The organism is Psychroserpens citreus, assembly GCF_055686305.1.
Genome location: NZ_CM145999.1, coordinates 3395381 through 3416504, shown reverse-complemented (window position 1 = coordinate 3416504; position 21124 = coordinate 3395381). Strand labels below are relative to the sequence as shown.

The following is a 21124-nucleotide window of genomic DNA, read 5'->3' as shown; positions in this document are numbered from 1 at the left end:
GTATTTATATAAGTGCTTATGTAAATGTATAAAAATAAGATTAATTATTGTTGATTTGCTCTTATAAAATCTGTAATGAGATATGAAATTAATTTCCCTACCTGTGATTCAGTTTCAGGAGTTGGTGCAGCTTCACAAATGTGCAAATATCTTGAGTTCAAATGCTTCCCAAAATAATGCACGAAAGCTCTTGCTTTATTTACAGAAAACCCACTTGGTGTCATTGCACTACTTGGAATACTTTGAATTGCATCACAATCAATTTCTAGTCCGAAAGCTTGTGAAGAAATATGCTCTAAAGCGGTATTCATTTCGGTGTCAAATCGCGTATCTTGTCTTACCATCATACTTTCAAAAGTACTGTATTGTATACCTTTTAATTTTTTTAAAGTTTTAAAAATAGTTTCAGAAATATAATTTTCGTGTAAACCAAAAATGTAATAGTGCTTTAAAAACCCTTCTGCGTAAGCATAGCTAAACCCATTTCCACTATGGCGTCCTTCTTCAGCTCTAAAATCATGATGCGCATCAAAATTTACAGCATTAATTGGAGTTTTTAGAGCTAGAGATGTGCCTTTAATATTTCCATAAGCATTATTATGACCACCTCCAATAATAATTGGAATTTTACCAGCACTTACAATTTGATTCACTAAAAAACTAACAGACTCATCAATTTTTGATACTTTTTTTCGTGCTTTTAACACATCTTTTTTCTTGTTTTGATCTAATGAGGCTATTTTATTTTGATATGATTCAAACTCCAAATAGCCTAGTATTAGTACTTTTTTTGCATATGTATGTGCATTACTTTGTGTGTTTAACAAAGATTTAATGGCCACATCCCAGGCGTTATAAGTTCCTGAATTTCCGTAGTTTGCAAACACACCAATATCTTCTTTGATGCCGAAAACAACATAAGAAACATCTAATTTTAACAATTGCTCGTATATATCGTTGAAGTCTGGAAGTAACATTACATGTTCTCCAAATTTGGTCTCTTTAGGACGTTTCTTCAGAATGGATTTTAAATCTGAAGTTGTGAAAGGTTTTAAATGTTCCATGAACAAAATTGATTAATTTTGGCGTATTAAAAGTACAGTATTTTTTATTTCAACTTCAACTAACAACAATTAAAATTGAAAAAACAACGTTTTAAATAATTAAAACACAAAAGTAAACTTATGGAAAATTCAAACAGTAAGAGTACAGGGTTAAAAATAGCATTAGGAATATTGCTAGCATTATTTTTAGGTACAGGGTTTTATACATCAAAACTGTATAATGAGAAAAAAGAAAATGAAGCCGAATTGACTCGTGAGAAGGAGCAGGTAATGGCAGATTTAAGCACTATGGCTAAACAATACGATGTTGCTATTGGCGAAAATGAAGTTGCTAATCAAAACTTAGTTGAAGCAAGAGAGCGTATCCATGGTTTGATGGACTCACTTAAGATTTCTCAAAATAGCGTGAATAGTTTATGGAGATACAAAAAGAAATTCATGGCTTTACAAGAAGAAATGGATGTGTTGATGCAAGAGAATGATAAGTTAAAAGTTGAAAACGAATTATTAGCCACTTCTTTGGATAGCACAACAGTTCAATTAGCTGAACGTACTGTGTTTACTGATTCTCTGTTAGTGCAAAATACTCAGTTGGCAGAAGTTGTTGAAAATGCAGCTGTTTTGCAAACTACAGGCTTAAAAGGATTTGGTGTAATCGAAAGAAGTTCTGGTAAGTTAATTCCAACAGAGCGTGCTAGACGTAGTGATAAGATTAGAGTATGTTACACAGTAGCTAAGAATGCATTGGTAGGAGCAGGTGATAAAGAATTATATGTTCAAGTATTAGACCCTAAAAACAATGTATTAGGTGCTAATGAACAAATTCAGTTTGAGGATACAGTTTTAAATTATAGTTTGATTAGTAAATTTAACTATGAAAATAGAAACTTAAATATTTGTGAATTTGTTGCTCCAGCAGATGAGTTTGAAAAAGGCCGTTATATTGTTAATGTATTTAACAATAAATCACTGATTTCAACTTCAGAATTTACTTTGAAATAAATTAATAAAGCGCTTATAATCTAAAGTCCGGAAGTTTTCTTTCGGACTTTTTTATTCTGAAATTTTAAGGATACAGGCTTCTCGAATGGCCCATATATTTTCGAAGTTCAATAATAAATTGTCTTTAGTAATCCATGACTTTAAATAAGCTTGATGTAAACGTACTTTATATGCGCCAATTTGATCTGGAAGTATAACTTCTTCATATAAGAGTACATCATGGAAGGATGTGTTTTCAGACTCAAAAGTAATATCTATAATATCTCCTTGGTATTTCAAATAACAATGTGCCTCGGGAATATAATCTAATTGATGTTGTTCTAATATTTGTTTGATTTTTGGCGTATTCTCGGCATTCATTTTGAATATTCCAAGACATAAATTTAAATCTTCAAAATTATTTTCAATGGCAATGGCTTTTAAAAAAGCATGTTTAGTAGAACAAGTACCTTTGCTTTCACTTAGGACAAGTGAATAATTACTGCGATCTGACGGTCTACCATAAGGTAACTGCTTAACATAATTAAAAACAGATAAGAAATTATCTAATCCTTTGTGTACACAAAGATTTGAAAATGGCTGGTTTGGATTTAGCTTAAAAGACTTGTCCATTAATGATCACTGTTTCAATATTGTTTTCACCAAAGGCATAAGGTAAATAGTGATAACTAGGAATGGTTTTGGTTATCATTAAGTTTGCTTTTTTCCCTCTGCAAATACTTCCATACCTATTTGAAATTCCCATAGCATATGCACCATTTATGGTAGCAGCATTGATGGCTTCTTCTGGAGTTAGTTTCATTTTTATACATGCAGTTGAAACCACAAAATTCATGTTTCCACTTGGTGTTGAGCCAGGATTATAGTCAGTAGCTAGCGCTAAAGGTAAACCTGCATCAATTAGTTGTCGCCCAGGTGTATAAGGAATGCTTAAAAAATAGGAGCAAGAAGGTAGTGCCACAGCAATGGTTTTTGAATCTTGTAAAATAGAGATATCCTCTGGATTAAGTTCTTCTAAGTGATCTACAGACAACGCATTGTATTTAACACCAAGCGCAACACCGCCAAATGCATTAAACTGATTAACATGTATCTTTGGAGTTAAATTATATTGCGAAGCAGCTTGTAAAATTTGCTCGGTATCTTCTAAATCGAAATACCCTTTTTCACAAAACACATCAATATATTCGGCTAAATGCTCTTTAGCAACCTTAGGAATCATTTCATTGATGACCAAATCAATAAATGCGCTCTTATTGTCTTTATATTCATTGGGAATTGCATGAGCTGCTAATAACGTAGATTTTACTTCTATCGGAAACTCTTTTTTTAAACGCTTTATAACACGAAGCATTTTTAATTCGGCAGCTACAGTTAAACCGTATCCTGATTTTATTTCAATTGCTCCAGTTCCTAGTTTAATAACATCGCTTAGCCGCTTAGCAGCTGCTTCGTAGAGTTCATTTTCTGAAGTATTTTGCAATGCTTCAGCAGAATTTAGAATACCACCACCACGTTTGGCTATATCTTCGTACGATAACCCATTAATTCGATCAACAAATTCTTGAGTTCTATCTCCAGCATATACAATATGTGTATGAGAGTCGCACCATGTAGGTAATACTATTTTTCCGGAGGCATCAATAGTTTCATCTGCTTCAATACCTGCACAATCCGACATAGGACCAAATTCAATGATGGTATCATGTTCAATTAATACATAGGCGTCTCTAAGTATCGGAAGCTTTTTCATGTCTTCACCTTTTACTAGAGTTAAGTTTGTATCTCTAACTTGAAGTAATTCTTTAATGTTGATAATGAGTAATGTCATCTAATGGCAATAAATTTAATTGAGTCATAAATATATAAATCTTTGGTATAAAAAAAGCTGCCTTTCATTATGAAAAGGCAGCTTTAATATATTTATACGCTTATATTATTCCTTTATGAATTTGTAAAAACTATCGGTCTCTTCAAATTTAATAATATAAATGCCAGCTTTTAAGGCTGAAATATCTAAACTTTCATTTTGACTTATACTAGTTTTTATAACAGACTTTCCTAAAATGTCATAAACGTTAAGGTTTAAGCTTTCCGAAGTTAATCCCTTGAAATTCAATTCATTTTTTGCAGGGTTAGGGAAAATGCTTAACGGTGTATTTGTGAAATTATTCGTACTAAGAACAAAATCATTTTCAAACCAATTTAAATCACCTCCTTGAAAATCAACAGATGCGATATCTGGTTTACTATCTCCATTAAAATCATCAAAAGCCATTCCGAATACTTGTTGTTGTTCATCACTTATCATTGCTTCTGGGAAATAAGTCCCTGCACCAGTACTTTCAAACCAAATAATATCATCACCAGATGTTATTCCGTTAGTAACAACAATATCTGAATAAGTATCGCCATTTAAATCGGCTACTTTAACAATTCCTGGATAAGACATTGAGATAGGAATAAGAGTTTCAGTATAGGTGCCATCCATTTCTTTTTTGTACCATGCTAAGTCATCACCTCCAGAATTATCAATATCCGTTTTTATAATATCTAAGACACCATCATCGTCAATATCTGCAAAACCAGCAGCAAATAAATAAGTATCACCACTGTGCACTGTGTTTGCGTCTTTGACCCAAGATACTGTGCTTGTGCCACTTTCTATAAATTGATTATAAAAAACTTCAATACTACCTAAGTCAGTATACCCAATAACAATATCTAAGTCGGTATCGCCATCTGTATCCGCAAAACTAATAGCTCCAGGTCCGCTAGCTGCAGTCGCATCAATTATTTGTTTACTACCAAAACTACCTGAACCATCTCCAGCGTACCATACAACTTCATGGCCTCCATATGCTGCGACAGCTAAATCTAAATTAGTATCATTATTGATATCGACAGCTACTACCTGACCAGCACCTGTAAGTGATCCAGCAACTACTACTTCAGATCCAAATCCACCCATCCCATCATTTGGGAAATAAACAACTTTATTTTGAGACGCCGAAGTGGCAATAATATCATTACCATTAATACCATCTACATCGGCAATGGTAATACTACCAACATAAATCATAGTGCTCGAAACTATTGGTTGTAATGTAAAGTTTCCAGTACCGTCATTAGCATACCATTTGATAACGTCACTTACTGGCCCATCAAAATAATCGTAGGTGCCTATAACTAGGTCTATGTCTGTATCTCCATCTAAATCACCTGAAGCCACTACATAGGGGTTGTCTCCCGTATTAGCATCTATAGTGTTTTCTGGACCAAAAGGTGTTTGAGCATTCAAAAGTGCGATTGCACTCAATGTCATAAAAATTGATAGTAATTTTATTTTCATAGTATTATTTAATTTATTGCTAATATAAGTAAAAACACCAATAAATTAGTTTTTTATCGATGTTTTTATGCATTTAATCGTTATTTTAATTCACCAACCATATCCTCAGGTTTAACCCAAGCATCATAGTCTTCCGCAGAAACATATCCTAAATTAATGGCTTCTTCTTTTAGAGTAGTTCCATTTTTATGTGCAGTATTTGCAATTTCGGCAGCTTTATAATAGCCAATTTTGGTATTTAAAGCAGTCACTAACATTAAGGAATTGTTTAATAATTCTTTGATCACTGCGTGATTAGGCTCAATTCCTGAAGCACAATGCACTTCAAAGCTAACACATGCGTCTCCAATTAATTGAGCAGAATGCAGTACATTTGCAGCCATCATAGGTTTAAATACATTGAGCTCATAATGCCCTTGTGTTCCACCAACAGTTACAGCAACATCATTCCCCATAACTTGAGCACAAACCATTGTTAAGGCTTCACATTGAGTTGGGTTCACTTTGCCTGGCATAATTGAGCTTCCAGGCTCGTTTGCAGGTATTATAATTTCCCCTATACCACTTCTTGGTCCAGAGGCCATCATTCTAATGTCGTTAGCAATTTTGTTGAGTGATACAGCAATTTGTTTTAAAGCTCCGTGGGTTTCTACGAGAGCGTCATGAGCGGCTAACGCTTCAAATTTGTTATCTGCAGATACAAAAGGTAAGTTGGTAAACTTAGCAATGTACTTAGCTACCAATTCACTATAACCTTTTGGTGTATTCAAGCCTGTCCCTACAGCGGTTCCACCCAATGCTAATTCAGATAAATGAGGTAGCGTATGCTCTAAAGCTTTTAAGCCATGATCTAATTGTGAGACATAACCCGAGAATTCTTGCCCGAGAGTAAGGGGAGTGGCATCCATTAAATGTGTACGTCCAATCTTAACAACATCTTTAAAAGCGATAGACTTTTTATGCAATGTATTGCGCAATTGAATAACACCAGATATGGTGGTTTCCACTACTTTTTTATAAATAGCAATATGCATTCCGGTTGGAAAGGTATCATTAGATGATTGCGATTTATTGACATCGTCATTGGGTTGAATAGTTTTCTCTCCTTCACCAATAATTTTACCAGCTATTTGATGAGCTCTATTAGCAATGACTTCATTAACATTCATATTACTTTGTGTTCCAGAACCCGTTTGCCAAATAACCAAAGGAAATTGATTATCATGTTTACCTTCCAGAATTTCATCACAAACTTGAGCAATTAAATCACGTTTGTCATTATCTAATACACCAAGTTCAGCATTGGTATAAGCAGCAGCTTTTTTAAGGTAGGCAAATCCATATACAATTTCTAAAGGCATTGATGCAGGAGCACCAATTTTAAAGTTATTTCGAGAGCGCTCTGTTTGTGCTCCCCAAAGTTTGTCTGCAGGCACATTTACATTGCCCATTGTATCTTTTTCTATTCTGAAGGCCATATTTAATGGTATTTTTTTCTTCTACAAAGTTACGAGTTTTTATAGATTATTGTGGAGTTATATTGATTATAAATTGCCAAATATATGTTGTTGAAATTTATCAAGATATAAGTCAACTTTAGAAATTCAGGTATTTCTACGGGTAAATTTTTGAAGAAATGTATCTAAATTTAACAATGAGTTCTAGTGTTTTGAACTTAATAGATTCACAAAGTGGATTTCAAAAATAGTCGCATGTTTAATTAAACTAATACTTATGCCAATTATTCCTTCGTCAATAAATGCAGTTTGCTCATCTGGAGACGGCAAAACGATTTTTTTCTTTATTCAAGATTATATAGTACAATATAATACTGCAAAAAAACGTGTAATAGATAAGCCTAAACTGATTGGAGAAGTTATTAAAAACTATCCAAAAACCATGGGTAGCCCAAATCATGCCCACACACAAAGAGCATTTTTAAACCCTGTAATGTTTTATGTAAACAAAGATCAGTATTGGGTTGAAGTTCCAAATAGTTTGCAACTAAATTCAAATACCCCTTGGGATCCAACAGTTTTTGATGATTATTCAAAATTTGTTCCTAGGATTCAATCGGTTTGCGAATTTAAAAGCAGAAAATTGGAAATTAATCTAGATGGGCGTTCTTTTAATCTTTACGACTATAGCAATAGTATCGATAATGTAAACAAAGTTTTTAATGTACAATTTCCTGCAATTTTACCAAAAATAACTTCGGCTTTATACTATCCACATAAAGATGATAATGATACATCAAGCAAAGGGTCTGTTATTTTGTTTTCTGATGATCTTTGTTATGACTTTGGTACATCATTTAGAGATTTTAATATGACCTATAAAAACTATGTTTATGATATACCGAAAGCAGAAAAAATTGTCCATAAATTCCAAGGCGTCCCCCTGCATCATGTAATTGATGATCAATCAAGACAAATAGGAGTAGATTCTGCGCAAAGTTATTACAAGGAAATTAAGAATGAAATTCCAGAATTACACAAACAAACAGCATTGGTTGCTAAGTATTTTAATGATAATAATTTGAAAGCTGTTCCAAATGATCCGCTTGAGAAATTGATAAAAGATATTTATGGGTTAAAGGCGCTTTATGAATGGGCTATACGAAAAAAGTATGGTGTCCTTTGGATTGGGCTTACAGTAGAAGTAGGGTATTTTTTTAAGGCAAATGCAATTGAAGGTTTGGCTTTTCAGATTGATAATTCTAAAGTTACAGCATTCACATCAGTTAGTTTAGGAGCAGGCTATAATATAGGAGTAGAAGGGGGTATTGTTGTAGGTTACCATAAAGGCTCGTTAGAGGAATTTAATGGTGTAGAATGGGATGTTGATTTTGGCTTAGAAATTGAAGTAGGAGGTCAGCTTAGTTTTGAGTTTTCTGGTAATCCAATACAAGGGGTTCACTTTGAAGGGTTCTCATTGGGAGTTGGTGTTGGTGAGGAAGTTACTATTGGCGGCGGCGTATTGTATAGATTTACTTATTAATTAAGCCGGAGTTAAATTTTAATATCCTGTTAATAATTCTTAAATTTCCTATTGCAAAACAAAAGGCTTTATCATATCTTTGCAGTAATAAAAAAAAACCACATGTTTGAATTTGACCAATATTTAGGATTTTTAGCATTTTTAACCATTTTAACCATTGGATTTTGGTTAATGATTTTCTTATTAACGTTTGTTATTCCTTATTGGATTGGTGGTTCACTTATTGAGCGTTTAAAAGAAATTAAAGAAGAAAAGAAAGCAAAGCGAGCAGCATCTCATTAATTTGCTTTAACCATAATAATACAAAAGGAAACCAATTTGGTTTCCTTTTTTTGTTTAGTATTCTACATTATCCTTCAAAATCAAAATCATCACCAGATCCGGAATTTCTACGACTATTACCACGTTCTCGTTTCTTTTTTTGATTGAAGCGATAGGTAAAGGATACATTGAAACTTCGCTGTCTAAACTGAAATTCACTATCACTTTCAAATGTTGAAGTAGTTGACATCATTTGGCGCTTTCTAGAATTAAATAAATCTCTCACATTTATAGCAAGAGAAGCTTTGTCTTTGAATAAATCTTTACTAAAGGCTAAATCGGTTGAGAAAATACCTTTTCTTATATTTTGAGCATCTTCACTTGGCCCTCTGTAAAAAATACGGGTTTGCCAATCGACATTTCCAGGTAGCGTGTATTTATTATTAAGTCTTGCAAACCAACTGAAGTTTTCTGCTCCAAAATCTGTACCCTCAAAAATCCCTTTTGTAATAGATTGAAAGATATTGAGATTTGCATTGACATTCCATTGTTTTGAAGCTCTGTATGATAAAGTAAACTCAAATCCGTATCGATTATTAGTGGCTAAATTTATAGGAGTTCGTTGTAACACAGGAACTTCAGTACCACCAACAATTGTAGTTTCTCCAGTATCAAGTGTTACAAATGTAAATACATCAGTAGCTCGTTGAAAATAGATTGATGAATTAAGCGTCATTTTGCCAAAACGGTTTAAATACCCTAAATCTATAGTATTGGAATAACTCGGATCTAAATCTGGATTTCCTTGAAATAAATTAGTAGCACTGCTTCTAGACGGAAATGGATTAATGAAACGTGATCTGGGGCGACGAATTCTTCTGTTATATCCTAAAGTGACACTTTGTTTTTCTGTGATTTCATATCCTAGGTTCACAGTAGGGAATAAACCTACATAGGTTTTCCTATCAAAATCATTGCTCGTTATTTGCTCAATGGTAACTCTAGAGTCTTCCATACGCAGCCCTATTAAGTATGAGAACTTATCTCTTGTTTTACTGCCAAATTGAGTGTAAAGTGCATTGACATATTGACGAAATAGAAGATTATTACTGACATTTTCATCAAGAACGAATTGGCTATTTTCATTAAATTCTAAGGTGTAATCAGTGTCTAACTCCTGGAAAGTCCCACGATACCCAAATTCAAAATTACTTACCTTTCCTATGGGTCTTGTATAATCCATTTGAAGTAAGATTTCATTTTGATTTTCTTCAGTTTTTACGCGTTCAGCTGTATCTCCATCTTGTGAGATTATTGATTGTTCAATCTCAAAATTATCTTCAACTTGGAAGTCCATGGTAAGTCGGTGTTGACTATCATCACCAAATTGTTTGTCATAATTTACCGAGTACTGACGATTGAGGTCTATTTCATCTTCTGGGTCTAAGCGAACCGATTCGTTAATTAGTGCTCTATTGCTATCAAATTCTCTAATTAAATTTGATGTGTCATTATTTTCATCACTATCGCGATATACAAATGATGTCGTAAGAGATGCGCTATCATTTATATACCATTCTACACCAATATTAGTGTTAACACCTTTACTTTTACGATCAAACTCTCTAGTTTCTTCAAAAAACGTATTGGGATCATCTCCATTAAAATATTCTGTATCTGTAAAGGCATTTCCGGGAGACTCTCGATAGCGATAACCAGAGGTGTTAAAGAAGTTAAAAGCTCCAGTTCTGTAATTAATATTCCCTGCAATTCCAGCTTGAGTGGGATCTCCAGCATTTAATGTAATAGCACCATTTAAACCTTGTAGTTTACTACGCCTAAGGATAATATTAAGAATACCAGCTGTACCTTCAGCGTCATATCTCGCAGAAGGCGATGTGATAACTTCTACACGTTCAATAGCCTCAGCTGGTAATTGTCGCAAAGCATCTGTAGAATTAAGTCCTACTAACCCAGAAGGTTTACCATTGATTAAAATTCTTACATTATCTTGACCACGTAATGCTACATTTCCTTCAACATCAACAGAAACGGATGGTACATTATCTAAAACATCACTAACGGTACCACCTTTTACCGTTAAATCCCGACCAACATTATATATTTTTTTGTCAAGCTTAATCTCAACGGTTGTTTTTTCAGCAATAACTTCAACGGCATCTAAAGCTTCTAAATTTAGTGATAGAGATACAGTTCCTAAGTTTAAGTTCTTGTCTATCTTTTTATTTGTATACGATTTTGTTTTGTAAGATAAATATTCAACTGAAACATCATATATACCTGTTGGCACCTCGATTTTAAAAACACCTTTGATATTAGTGATTCCACCAGTTATAATTTTATTTTCTTTTTTGCTAAAAAACGATATAGTAGCATATTCTAAAGGCATTTTGTCATTGGCATCAATAACTTTTCCAGAAATTATGACTTCATTTTGAGCAAAGACTGTAATACAGAAAAAACTTAAAAATAGGGTAGTGGCTTTTTTTAAGGTCATGTAAGTGGGTATTGGTTTAGAAATTAGATGCACAAAAATAACTTTACTTGCATAAGAAGCAGGTTAATCTTATGTTAAACCAACAAGGGGAAGTGCGCTAATTTTTGTTTTTGCGTTTGCGTTTTTTCTTTTTTTTCTCTGCTTTCTTATCCCATTTGCCTTTTACAGCATCCATGATTTTCGACATTACATCTTCAGAAACTATAGCTTTTACATCCTTAAAATGACTTTTGTCCAGTTGTTCAATATGAGTTTCACGCTCATACGATTTTAAACCAAGTCTGTTAATTTTAATTAATTCATCAAAATAGGTGTCCATGGTTTGAAAAATAATTTCTTTTTGGAAATCATCAACTTGTAGCGTCGCCATAAAATTGTTTAAATACTCTAATTTTCGACGTTTCGATTCTTCCTCGTAGCGTTCTATCTGTTTTTGTTCACTTGCAGTGGCTCCGTTTTGTTGTGCAAAAGAATTACTCATGAAGAGAAAGACAAATACCAGTGTGATGTAAATTAATTTCATTTTTAATAAATTATATAATATCTAATATTTTAATTGGAGGCCTGCCAATTATAGCTTTTTTTCCATTAATAACGATTGGACGCTCAATTAATTTTGGATGAACAGTCATTGCTTTGATGATTTGAGAATCAGTTAAAGTTTTTTCTTTATATTCTGATTTCCAGATAGCTTCATTAGTTCGAACCAATTCTAAGGGTTTAACACCTAGCGTATTCACAATAGATTTCAATTGTTCTTCGGAAATTGGCTCATCCAGATACTTAATAACTTCAAAATCTTTGCCAGAATTTTCTAAAAGAGCTAATCCTTCGCGAGATTTAGAGCATCTTGGGTTGTGATATATATTAATCATGGGTTTCTATTATTATAATTCGTTAGGGTTTTCTTCTTTTTGCCCCATCATCATTAAGTAAGATTTTAAGAAAGGTTCAATGTCACCATTCATTACAGCATCAACATTTCCAGTTTCATGACTTGACCTCACATCTTTAACTAATTTGTATGGGTGCATCACATAGTTTCGAATTTGACTTCCCCATTCAATTTTCATTTTTTCAGCTTCAATATCATCGCGTTGCGCCATTTGTTTTTGCAATTCAATCTCATAGAGCTGAGATTTAAGCATTTGCATAGCACGTGCTCTGTTGTCGTGTTGCGATCGTGTTTCAGAACAAGAAATTTGAATCCCAGTTGGTTTATGGGTTAATTGAACTTTGGTTTCTACTTTATTTACGTTTTGACCTCCTGCGCCACTAGAACGCGCCGTTGTAATTTCTATATCTGCAGGATTGATATCAATTTCTATAGTATCATCAACTAAAGGATACACATAAACTGAGGCAAAACTAGTATGACGTTTAGCGTTGCTGTCAAATGGAGAGATACGAACTAAACGGTGAACTCCATTTTCGCCTTTTAACCAACCAAAAGCATAGTCGCCTTCAATTTCTAAAGTCACTGTTTTTATACCAGCTATGTCACCTTCCTGAAAGTTTAGTTCTTTGACTTTAAAGCCACTTTTCTCTGCATACATTAAATACATACGCATGAGCATACTAGCCCAATCACAAGATTCGGTTCCACCAGCACCTGCCGTAATTTGTAACACAGCGCTAAGAGAATCTCCTTCTTCAGAAAGCATATTCTTAAATTCTAATTTTTCAATAAGAGCCGTTGCGGTATCGTATCTATTTTTAACATCTTCTGCAGAAGCTTCATCTTCTTTAAAAAATTCATAGATGACTTCAAGGTCATCAACAAAGGTTTTGGATGAATTGAAATCTTGGACCCAACTTTTTTTCTCTCGAAGCGACTTCATAACCAATTCAGCTTGTTTCGAATCGTTCCAGAAATTAGGATCAAAAGTTTGTTCTTCTTCGTTAGAAATTTCTATTAGTTTGGCATCAATGTCAAAGATAGTGCCTTAGTTTGTCAAGGCGAGTATTAAGATCTTTAATGTGATCTGATGTAATCATAGATGAATGTTAATTTTCTGCGAAATTAAGATATAATTTCGTTAGACAAAACTAAAAAGGTATTATGTTCGAGCTTGTTCGTAAGACAAAGTCTTTAAATGGTTTGTTCTATTTCAGAAGGCAAAGGAATAAATGATACATTTCTTTTAAAAAGAAACCATTTTTCACGTCTCACAATATAAGGCTCGAATCCAATTCGGTAAAACCCTTTTAAACTAGCACTATTTTTCTCTTCAACAAAAGCTATAGCTCTAGTTATGTGCTTGTAATGATCTTGAGTTAATGTTTTATAAATTGCATTAGGCATGATTCTTAATCCTCTATAATCTGGATGAGTAAAAACACCTTCAATAATGGCTTCATTACTTTTTAACTCAGGGAAAATAGGTCCAAAATAATCTCTTACTTGCTCGTTTTCGGAAGATTTAAATAGCCATTGCCTGTATACTGCTTCATTATTTTTTGTAATAGCGATATAACAATCAGGAATATTTTCTGAAACAAGACGTCGATGACGCAATTCTTCTTTTAAACTGTTAATGTCTGAAGATTCGAAAGGCCTAATAATAATATCCAATTTGGAATCTGAATTTTTTAGATTATTTTGAGTTACTTCTAATCCAACAAAATTTACTGTGGAATATACACGTGTATATAAACCTTCAAGTAAGGGTTTGAGGTTACCATTTCCAATGAGGATAAATGCTATTTTAATTCTATGTAATAGGGCTTTCAGTATAAACAGCAATTAATACAGAAACAAACTCACATCTGCAACCATAAGTTTCTTTGTACTTTGACACATTTTATTTCCATATGTCACAATTACATTTCGTCTAAATTTATGTAGTTTTATCAAATAATCCACTATTATGAGACATTTTATATTTCTATGTGTTGCATGTTTTTTTGTAACAATTTCATTTTCACAGGTTTTAAGCAGTAAAGAATTAAAAACCTATAATGGCTTATTTGATTTTCATTATGAAGAATCTACAGATAAAATATATCTAGAGGTTAAAAATATTGGAAAAGAATTTCTATATGTTAACTCTCTTGCTACAGGAGTAGGATCTAATGATATTGGTTTAGATAGAGGACAATTAGGACAAGAACGATTGGTAAAGTTTGAAAAAGCAGGTAACAAATTGTTACTAGTGCAACCTAATTTGGAGTATAGAGCAATTACAGATAATGCTTTAGAAAAGAAAAGTATTGAACAAGCTTTTGCGAAATCGGTACTTTATGGATTTAAAATTGTAGAGCAAAATAATGATATGTTTGTTATTGATCTCACACCATTTTTAATGTTGGATGCCCATGGTGTTGCTGAACGGTTAAAATCTGAAGGCTCTTATAAGCTAGATGTGAGCAAAAGTGCTTTAGCTTTAGAAAGAACTAAAGCATTTCCAAAAAATGTAGAATTCGAAGCATTGTTAACTTTTAAAGGGCAAGCTAAGGGTAGACATGTTCAAAGTGTAACGCCAACCTCGTCTTTGGTGACTGTAATTCAGCATCATAGCTTTGTAGAATTACCTGATGATGACTATAAAATGCGTGAGTTTGATGTACGGAGTGGAGCAATTTCTATGTCGTACTTAGATTATGCAACACCTATTCAAGAATCCATACGAAAGCGTTATATTATACGTCATCGTTTAGAAAAGAAAAACCCAGAACTTCCTGTAAGTGAAGCTAAGGAACCTATTATATATTACCTAGACCCAGGTACACCTGAGCCCGTACGTTCTGCTTTATTAGATGGTGCACGATGGTGGAACGAAGCATATGAAGCTATTGGTTTTAAAGATGCGTTTCAAGTTAAGATGTTACCTGCTGATGCTGATCCTATGGATTGTAGGTATAATGTAATTCAATGGGTACACCGTTCAACACGAGGATGGAGCTACGGAGGAAGCGTAGTTGACCCTAGAACCGGTGAAATTATAAAAGGACATGTTAGTTTAGGAAGCTTAAGAATCCGTCAAGACTTTATGATTGCTCAGGCCTTAATGAATAAACCGTTTGCTGAGCGTGATGATAATTATCAACCAATGCTGGAGATGGCACTAGCTAGAATTAGACAATTAAGTGCTCATGAAGTTGGTCATACAATTGGTTTTGCACACAATTTTGCTGCTAGTACAAATGGTAGAGCCTCAGTTATGGATTATCCACACCCAACAATTAAAATGACCAATGGCAAAATCGATTTTAGTGATGCTTATGCTGTTGGAATAGGTGATTGGGATAAAGTTACTGTAGCGTATAGCTATTCGGAATTTGAAAAAGATAAAAGCGAAAAGGACGCTTTGAATTTTATATTAAAGGCAGCTACATTTAGTGGGCACAGATTTATAACTGATTCTGATGCTAGGCCGCAAGGAGGCGCACATGCATTAGCACATTTATGGGATAATGGTAAAAGCGCTTCAGAAGAATTGGATAATGTATTAAGGGTTAGAAAGCAGGCAATTTCAAATTTTTCTAAAGAAAATATTCGTAACGGTGAACCTTATTCAGTTTTGGAAGATGTATTTGTACCGTTATACTTTTTTCATCGTTTTCAAACTGAAGCAGCGACTAAGGTAGTTGGCGGACTAGATTATAATTATGCTGTAAAAGGAGGAGGTACTGATATTGTAAATCCCGTAGCTACTAATATTCAAAAAGAAGCCTTGGATCAAATTTTAAAAACGATTTCAGCTGAAAACTTAGCCATTCCGAAGGATAAATTAGAATTATTTCCACCAAGAGCTTTTGGATATTGGAGAGGTAGAGAATCCTTTTCTAGTAAAACAGGAGTTGCGTTTGATCCAATGAGCGCAGCGGCCACAGCAAGTGATATGACCTTAGGATTACTTTTGAATTCACAACGTGCTAATCGATTGATTCAACAGAAAAGTTTAGATAACAATCAAATAGGCTTGGATGATGTATTGACTCAAGTTTTAGACGCCTCTTTTGGAAAGCACTATAATGATGATTACTTAGATGAAATTCAGCAAAGAATAAATGAACGTGTTTTAATTCGCCTTATGAATCTAGCGGTTAGTGACCAATCAGTGTTTCAAGTTAAGGCTAAAGCTAATACAGCTATAAGTTCAATATTTAGAACTTATTTATCAGATAAAAAGAATCCATCTCCTTACGCATCACAGTATGGATTGATGATTCAAGAATTTAGAGAGCATCCTGAGAAATTTAAAATAGAATCGGCACCTAAAATCCCTGATGGATCGCCAATTGGCAGTGGTTTTTGTGAATACAATCAACATTAAATTATGATTATAGATTTAAGAAGTGATACCGTTACTAAACCAACACAAGGTATGTTGGATACTATGATGGCTGCCAAAGTAGGAGATGATGTATATAAAGAAGATCCTTCTGTAAATGCTCTAGAACAACGCCTAGCAGATATGTTTGGAAAAGAGCAAGCTTTGTTTTTTCCAACAGGAAGTATGGCCAATCAAACCGCTTTAAAATTGCACACCAATCCTGGTGAACAAGTTATTTGTGATAAATATGCCCATATATTTAATTATGAAGGTGGAGGTGCATCATTTAATAGTGGTATTTCTTGTAAACTTATCGACGGTCACCGAGGCATGTTTACAGCACAACAAGTTATAGCATCAATTAATCCACCCGATTTTTATCATAGTCCGTTAACAACCCTTGTTGCAGTTGAAAATACAACCAATAAAGGAGGAGGAGCTTGTTGGAGTTTTGAGGAGTTGAGACGGGTAAAATCTGTTTGTGATGCTCATAATTTGGGATATCATTTAGATGGAGCTCGCTTATGGAACGCTTTAGTTAACACCGATAATACAGCTAGCGATTATGGGCAATTATTTGATACCATCTCAGTATGCCTAAGTAAAGGATTGGGTTGTCCTATAGGTTCTGTGTTGATAGGAAATAGTGATATTATGGAAGGTGCAATTCGCGTCCGTAAAATCCTTGGTGGAGGAATGAGACAAGTAGGGTATTTGGCTGCGGCTGGATTGTATGCTTTAGATCATCATCTAAATAGACTCACGGAAGATCATGTTAAAGCCAAGGAAATAGGAGCTGTATTAGAACGTTTATCTATTATTAAAACAGTAGAACCCATAGAAACTAATATCGTCATATTCGAATTAGAATCTCATGTAGACGAGAATGAATTCTTAAAACAGCTTTCAGATCACAATATTTATATTATTGGAATGGGGAGTAATAAACTTCGAATGGTAACACACTTGGATTATACAGATGCTATGCACAATCGTTTGCTAGAAATTTTGAATGATTTTTAGATGATTCTATTTAAACATATCCATACCTGGAATGTTCGGCATTCCCTCTTTAGCAACAGCTGCGACTTCAGTTTCATGAACTGTTGTAGCACGAGCAATAGCCTTGTTAATAGTTAGAATAAGATAATCTTCGAGCATGTCTTTATCCTGAAGTAATTCATCATCAATAGCAATTGATTTTATGGTTCGGTTAGCCGTAATTGTTACTTTTAGTTTATCATCATTGCTTGTTTCATCAATTAAGACACCATGCAAACGTTCTTTAGTAGCTTCAACTTTTTTCTGGGTTTCTTTAAGTTTACCCATCATTCCCATCATATCTCCAAACATATTGTTAAGTATTAATATTATAAGTTACAAAATTACTAAATTGCCTGACTTTTAAAAAGAAAAATGAAGACGACCCTTGAAGCGCCTCTGGCGAAACAGATTCCTGAGGAATTAAAAATCCACAATGATGTAAGAATTGATAATTATTTCTGGTTAAATCAAAGAGATGATCAAAATGTCTTAAATTATTTACATGCTGAAAATGACTTTTATGAGCAAGAAACGGCTCACACCAAGGCTTTTGAAGTCGATCTTTTTCAAGAAATGAAATCGCGAATTAAGGAAGATGATTCGTCTGTACCATACAAGTATAATGGGTATTGGTATATCGTTCGTTATGAAAAAGGCAAAGATTATCCTATTTATACTCGTAAAAAAGACAATTTAGAAGCAGAGGAAGAGTTATTATTTGATTGTAATAAAATGGCTCAAGGACATGGGTATTTCAGATTGGTTGGATTGAGTGTGAGCCCAGATAATACTATGATTGCTTTTGGTATGGATACTATTGGAAGACGACAGTACACATTACAGGTAAAGAGTTTGATTAGTGGTGAAATATTTATAGACGCTATTAAAAATACTACAGGTTCATCAACTTGGGCTAATGATAATTCAACTTTGTTTTATACCAAAAAAGATGAACAAACCTTAAGGTCAAATCAAATTTATAAACATAAAATAGGAGATGTAGAAGAAGAGGATGTTCTAATTTATACTGAAGAAGATGATACCTTTGGCGCTGCTGTTTTCAAATCAAAATCTCGTAAATATATTATTATTGCCTGTTATAGTACACTTACCAATGAGTTTCATATTCTTGATGCAGACATGCCAGATGCTGCATTTAAAATATTTCAACCTCGTATAAGAGGTCTAGAATACAGTATATCTCATTTTGAAGATGCATTTTATATACTAACAAATTATCAGAGTGCTACCAACTTCAAATTGATGAAAACTCCTGAACATCAAACCAATATTGATAATTGGGTTGAGGTTATTGCACATCGTGATGATGTGTTGCTTGAAGATATTGATATTTTTAAGAATTATTTGGTAATTAGTGAACGTTCAAATGGATTAAACTTGATTAGGATTAAGCGATGGGACAATACGGAAGATTATTACTTACCATTTGATAATGAAACATACACAGCAAATACAGGTACTAATGTAGACTTTGATACTGAAGTATTAAGATATAGTTATAATTCATTAACTACACCATCATCAGTGATTGATTTTAACATGAACACTAAGACTAAAGTAATTAAAAAAGAGCAAGAGGTTTTAGATTCAAAGTTTGATAAGCATAATTATACGTCAGAACGTATTTGGGCAACAGCTCAGGACGGAACAAAAATTCCGATGTCATTAGTGAGACGAAAAGACACGTTACTAGATGGCAATGCACCTTTACTCCAATATGCTTATGGGAGTTATGGCTCTACAGTGGATCCTTATTTTTCAACGATACGATTGAGTCTATTAGATAGAGGTTTTATTTATGTGATAGCACATGTAAGAGGAAGTGAATATTTAGGTCGTGATTGGTACGAGAATGGAAAACTTCTAAAAAAGAAAAATACATTTACAGATTTTATTGATTGCTCAAAGCATTTGATTGCTAATAAGTATACATCTGAAAAACATTTATATGCAATGGGAGGGAGTGCTGGCGGTTTACTTATGGGCGTTATTTTGAACGAAGCACCTCAATTATATAATGGTGTCATTGCTGCAGTACCTTTTGTTGATGTAGTAACAACAATGCTAGATGATTCTATTCCTTTAACTACTGGAGAATATGATGAGTGGGGTAACCCAAATGATAAGTTATATTATGACTACATCAAGAGTTATTCGCCTTATGATAATGTAAAAAAGCAGGATTATCCAAACTTGCTGATTACTACAGGTTTACATGACTCTCAAGTTCAGTATTGGGAGCCAGCAAAATGGGTTTCTAAGCTAAGAGTTTATAAACAAGATACTAACAAATTATACTTGGTCACTAACATGGAAGCGGGTCATGGTGGTGCTTCTGGACGATTTGAGGCACTTAAGGAGGATGCTCAAGAATTTACCTTTTTGCTAGACTTAGAGGGAATTACTAGCTAATTAGAAAAAAAATGTTAATTTTGCAAGGTTTTATGTTTCAGATTGAACAATAGGAAACTGATAAATAGCATTTATGAAAAAAGACATACAAGTATTTGATAATGTTTTACAACTAATAGGTAAAACCCCTCTTATCAGATTAAACAAAATGGCTCAAGATTTTGACGGAGACTTTTTTGCTAAAGTCGAAGCATTTAATCCAGGTCATTCGTCAAAGGATAGAATTGCACTTCATATTATAGAAGAAGCCGAAAGAAGAGGCATCTTAACTCCCGGAGATACGATTATTGAAACAACATCTGGGAATACAGGTTTTAGTATTGCTATGGTAAGTATCATTAAAGGCTATGAATGTATTTTAGCTGTGAGTTCAAAATCCTCTGCAGATAAAATCGACATGTTAAAGTCAATGGGAGCACAAGTATATGTGTGTCCTGCTAATGTTAGTGCTGACGATTCTCGTTCTTACTATCAAGTTGCTAAACGTTTGCATAGTGAAATCAAAGGTTCTATTTATATTAACCAGTATTTTAATGAGCTCAATTTAGATGCACATTATCACAGTACTGGTCCAGAAATTTGGGAACAAACCGAAGGTCAAATTACTCACCTAGTTGCTTGTAGTGGAACTGGAGGAACGATTTCTGGTATTTCTAAATACTTGAAAGAGCAAAATCCTGATGTAAAAGTTATAGGTGTTGACGCTTATGGTTCTGTATTAAAGAAATATCATGAAACACGTGAGTTTGACGATAAAGAAATATATCCTTACCGTATTGAAGGTTTAGGTAAGAATTTAATTCCAACAGCTACAGATTTCGATTTAATTGACAAATTTGTAAAAGTTACAGATGAAGAAAGTGCTCATACTGCTCGTGAAATATCTAGAACTGAAGGTTTGTTTGTTGGATATACAAGTGGTGCTGCTATGCAAGCTCTAAAGCAACTAAATGAAGACGGAGAATTTAAAATGGGTGATAAAGTTGTTGTGATTTTTCCAGATCATGGATCGCGCTATATGAGTAAAGTTTATAGTGATAAATGGATGGCAGATCAAGGATTCTTTGATAGTCAGCGAGAAGTTGCTGAAGAAATTCAATATATAAAGTAATATTATATAACAAAATTTAAAAACTCCTATCACGTTTATTCGTGGTAGGTTTTTTATGTT

General features: G+C 33.6%; 18 protein-coding genes. 7 read left to right on the top strand and 11 right to left on the bottom strand.

The genetic code is table 11. The features are described from left to right. Positions 1-44: 44 nt before the first annotated feature. Positions 45-1064: a formimidoylglutamase gene (locus ACTU6T_RS15235; protein ID WP_460219056.1), complete on the bottom strand. Its 1020-nt coding sequence runs from the start codon at positions 1062-1064 to the stop codon at positions 45-47. A gap of 120 nt (positions 1065-1184) precedes the next feature. Between ACTU6T_RS15235 and ACTU6T_RS15230 the strand changes: the two genes are divergently transcribed. Continuing rightward, positions 1185-2066 (top strand): chromosome partitioning protein ParA, encoded by an 882-nt coding sequence (locus tag ACTU6T_RS15230; protein WP_460219055.1) that lies wholly within the window; start codon positions 1185-1187, stop codon positions 2064-2066. Between the two features lie 51 nt (positions 2067-2117). Here ACTU6T_RS15230 and ACTU6T_RS15225 read toward each other — a convergent pair whose 3' ends face one another. The 4 genes from ACTU6T_RS15225 to fumC form a co-directional block, all read right to left on the bottom strand. Then, positions 2118-2678, bottom strand: coding sequence for a hypothetical protein (locus tag ACTU6T_RS15225; protein ID WP_460219054.1), 561 nt, complete (start codon positions 2676-2678; stop codon positions 2118-2120). Beyond that, the gene (gene hutI / locus ACTU6T_RS15220; RefSeq protein WP_460219053.1) at positions 2662-3897 is read right to left on the bottom strand and encodes an imidazolonepropionase; all 1236 of its coding nucleotides are present in this window, start codon (positions 3895-3897) and stop codon (positions 2662-2664) included. Before hutI ends, ACTU6T_RS15225 begins: the two co-directional genes overlap by 17 nt. Positions 3898-4002: 105 nt before the next feature. Beyond that, positions 4003-5418 (bottom strand): T9SS type A sorting domain-containing protein, encoded by a 1416-nt coding sequence (locus ACTU6T_RS15215; protein ID WP_460219052.1) that lies wholly within the window; start codon positions 5416-5418, stop codon positions 4003-4005. 80 nt (positions 5419-5498) lie between these two features. Beyond that, positions 5499-6896: a class II fumarate hydratase gene (gene fumC / locus ACTU6T_RS15210; protein WP_460219051.1), complete on the bottom strand. Its 1398-nt coding sequence runs from the start codon at positions 6894-6896 to the stop codon at positions 5499-5501. 256 nt (positions 6897-7152) lie between these two features. On the opposite strand from fumC, the gene ACTU6T_RS15205 reads away from it, so the two are divergent. Together ACTU6T_RS15205 and ACTU6T_RS15200 are read left to right on the top strand one after the other, a co-directional pair. Continuing rightward, positions 7153-8418, top strand: coding sequence for a hypothetical protein (locus ACTU6T_RS15205; RefSeq protein WP_460219050.1), 1266 nt, complete (start codon positions 7153-7155; stop codon positions 8416-8418). 102 nt (positions 8419-8520) lie between these two features. Next, positions 8521-8700, top strand: a complete 180-nt coding sequence (locus ACTU6T_RS15200) for a hypothetical protein (RefSeq protein ID WP_460219049.1) — start codon at positions 8521-8523, stop codon at positions 8698-8700. 67 nt (positions 8701-8767) lie between these two features. Here ACTU6T_RS15200 and ACTU6T_RS15195 read toward each other — a convergent pair whose 3' ends face one another. The 5 genes from ACTU6T_RS15195 to ACTU6T_RS15175 all read right to left on the bottom strand — a co-directional run bounded on the left by ACTU6T_RS15195 (position 8768) and on the right by ACTU6T_RS15175 (position 13943). After that, positions 8768-11197, bottom strand: a complete 2430-nt coding sequence (locus tag ACTU6T_RS15195) for a TonB-dependent receptor (RefSeq protein ID WP_460219048.1) — start codon at positions 11195-11197, stop codon at positions 8768-8770. A 97-nt stretch (positions 11198-11294) separates the two neighbouring features. Continuing rightward, the gene (locus tag ACTU6T_RS15190; RefSeq protein WP_460219047.1) at positions 11295-11720 is read right to left on the bottom strand and encodes a hypothetical protein; all 426 of its coding nucleotides are present in this window, start codon (positions 11718-11720) and stop codon (positions 11295-11297) included. 10 nt (positions 11721-11730) lie between these two features. Then, a complete protein-coding gene (arsC, locus tag ACTU6T_RS15185) occupies positions 11731-12072 on the bottom strand; it encodes an arsenate reductase (glutaredoxin) (RefSeq protein ID WP_460219046.1) in 342 nt (113 codons plus the stop codon). A 12-nt stretch (positions 12073-12084) separates the two neighbouring features. Continuing rightward, positions 12085-13195, bottom strand: a protein-coding gene (gene prfB, locus ACTU6T_RS15180; protein ID WP_460219045.1) for a peptide chain release factor 2 whose coding sequence is annotated in 2 segments (ribosomal slippage) — positions 12085-13131 and positions 13133-13195 — 1110 coding nt in all. Because the reading frame shifts where the segments join, the coding sequence is not laid out codon by codon here. Between the two features lie 94 nt (positions 13196-13289). Then, a complete protein-coding gene (locus ACTU6T_RS15175) occupies positions 13290-13943 on the bottom strand; it encodes a GNAT family N-acetyltransferase (RefSeq protein ID WP_460219044.1) in 654 nt (217 codons plus the stop codon). Between the two features lie 124 nt (positions 13944-14067). Here ACTU6T_RS15175 and ACTU6T_RS15170 point away from each other — a divergent pair, with 124 nt between their 5' ends. Together ACTU6T_RS15170 and ACTU6T_RS15165 are read left to right on the top strand one after the other, a co-directional pair. Then, positions 14068-16476: a zinc-dependent metalloprotease gene (locus tag ACTU6T_RS15170; protein WP_460219043.1), complete on the top strand. Its 2409-nt coding sequence runs from the start codon at positions 14068-14070 to the stop codon at positions 16474-16476. A 3-nt stretch (positions 16477-16479) separates the two neighbouring features. Next, on the top strand, positions 16480-17499 hold the full coding sequence (locus tag ACTU6T_RS15165) for a threonine aldolase family protein (RefSeq protein ID WP_460219042.1): 1020 nt from the start codon (positions 16480-16482) through the stop codon (positions 17497-17499). A gap of 6 nt (positions 17500-17505) precedes the next feature. Here ACTU6T_RS15165 and ACTU6T_RS15160 read toward each other — a convergent pair whose 3' ends face one another. After that, positions 17506-17829 (bottom strand): YbaB/EbfC family nucleoid-associated protein, encoded by a 324-nt coding sequence (locus tag ACTU6T_RS15160; protein WP_460219041.1) that lies wholly within the window; start codon positions 17827-17829, stop codon positions 17506-17508. Positions 17830-17892: 63 nt separating this feature from the next. On the opposite strand from ACTU6T_RS15160, the gene ACTU6T_RS15155 reads away from it, so the two are divergent. Next, positions 17893-19953, top strand: a complete 2061-nt coding sequence (locus tag ACTU6T_RS15155; RefSeq protein ID WP_460219040.1) for a S9 family peptidase — start codon at positions 17893-17895, stop codon at positions 19951-19953. 73 nt (positions 19954-20026) lie between these two features. After that, complete coding sequence (locus ACTU6T_RS15150; RefSeq protein ID WP_460219039.1) at positions 20027-21064, top strand: PLP-dependent cysteine synthase family protein; 1038 nt, start codon at positions 20027-20029, stop codon at positions 21062-21064. Positions 21065-21124: the final 60 nt, after the last annotated feature.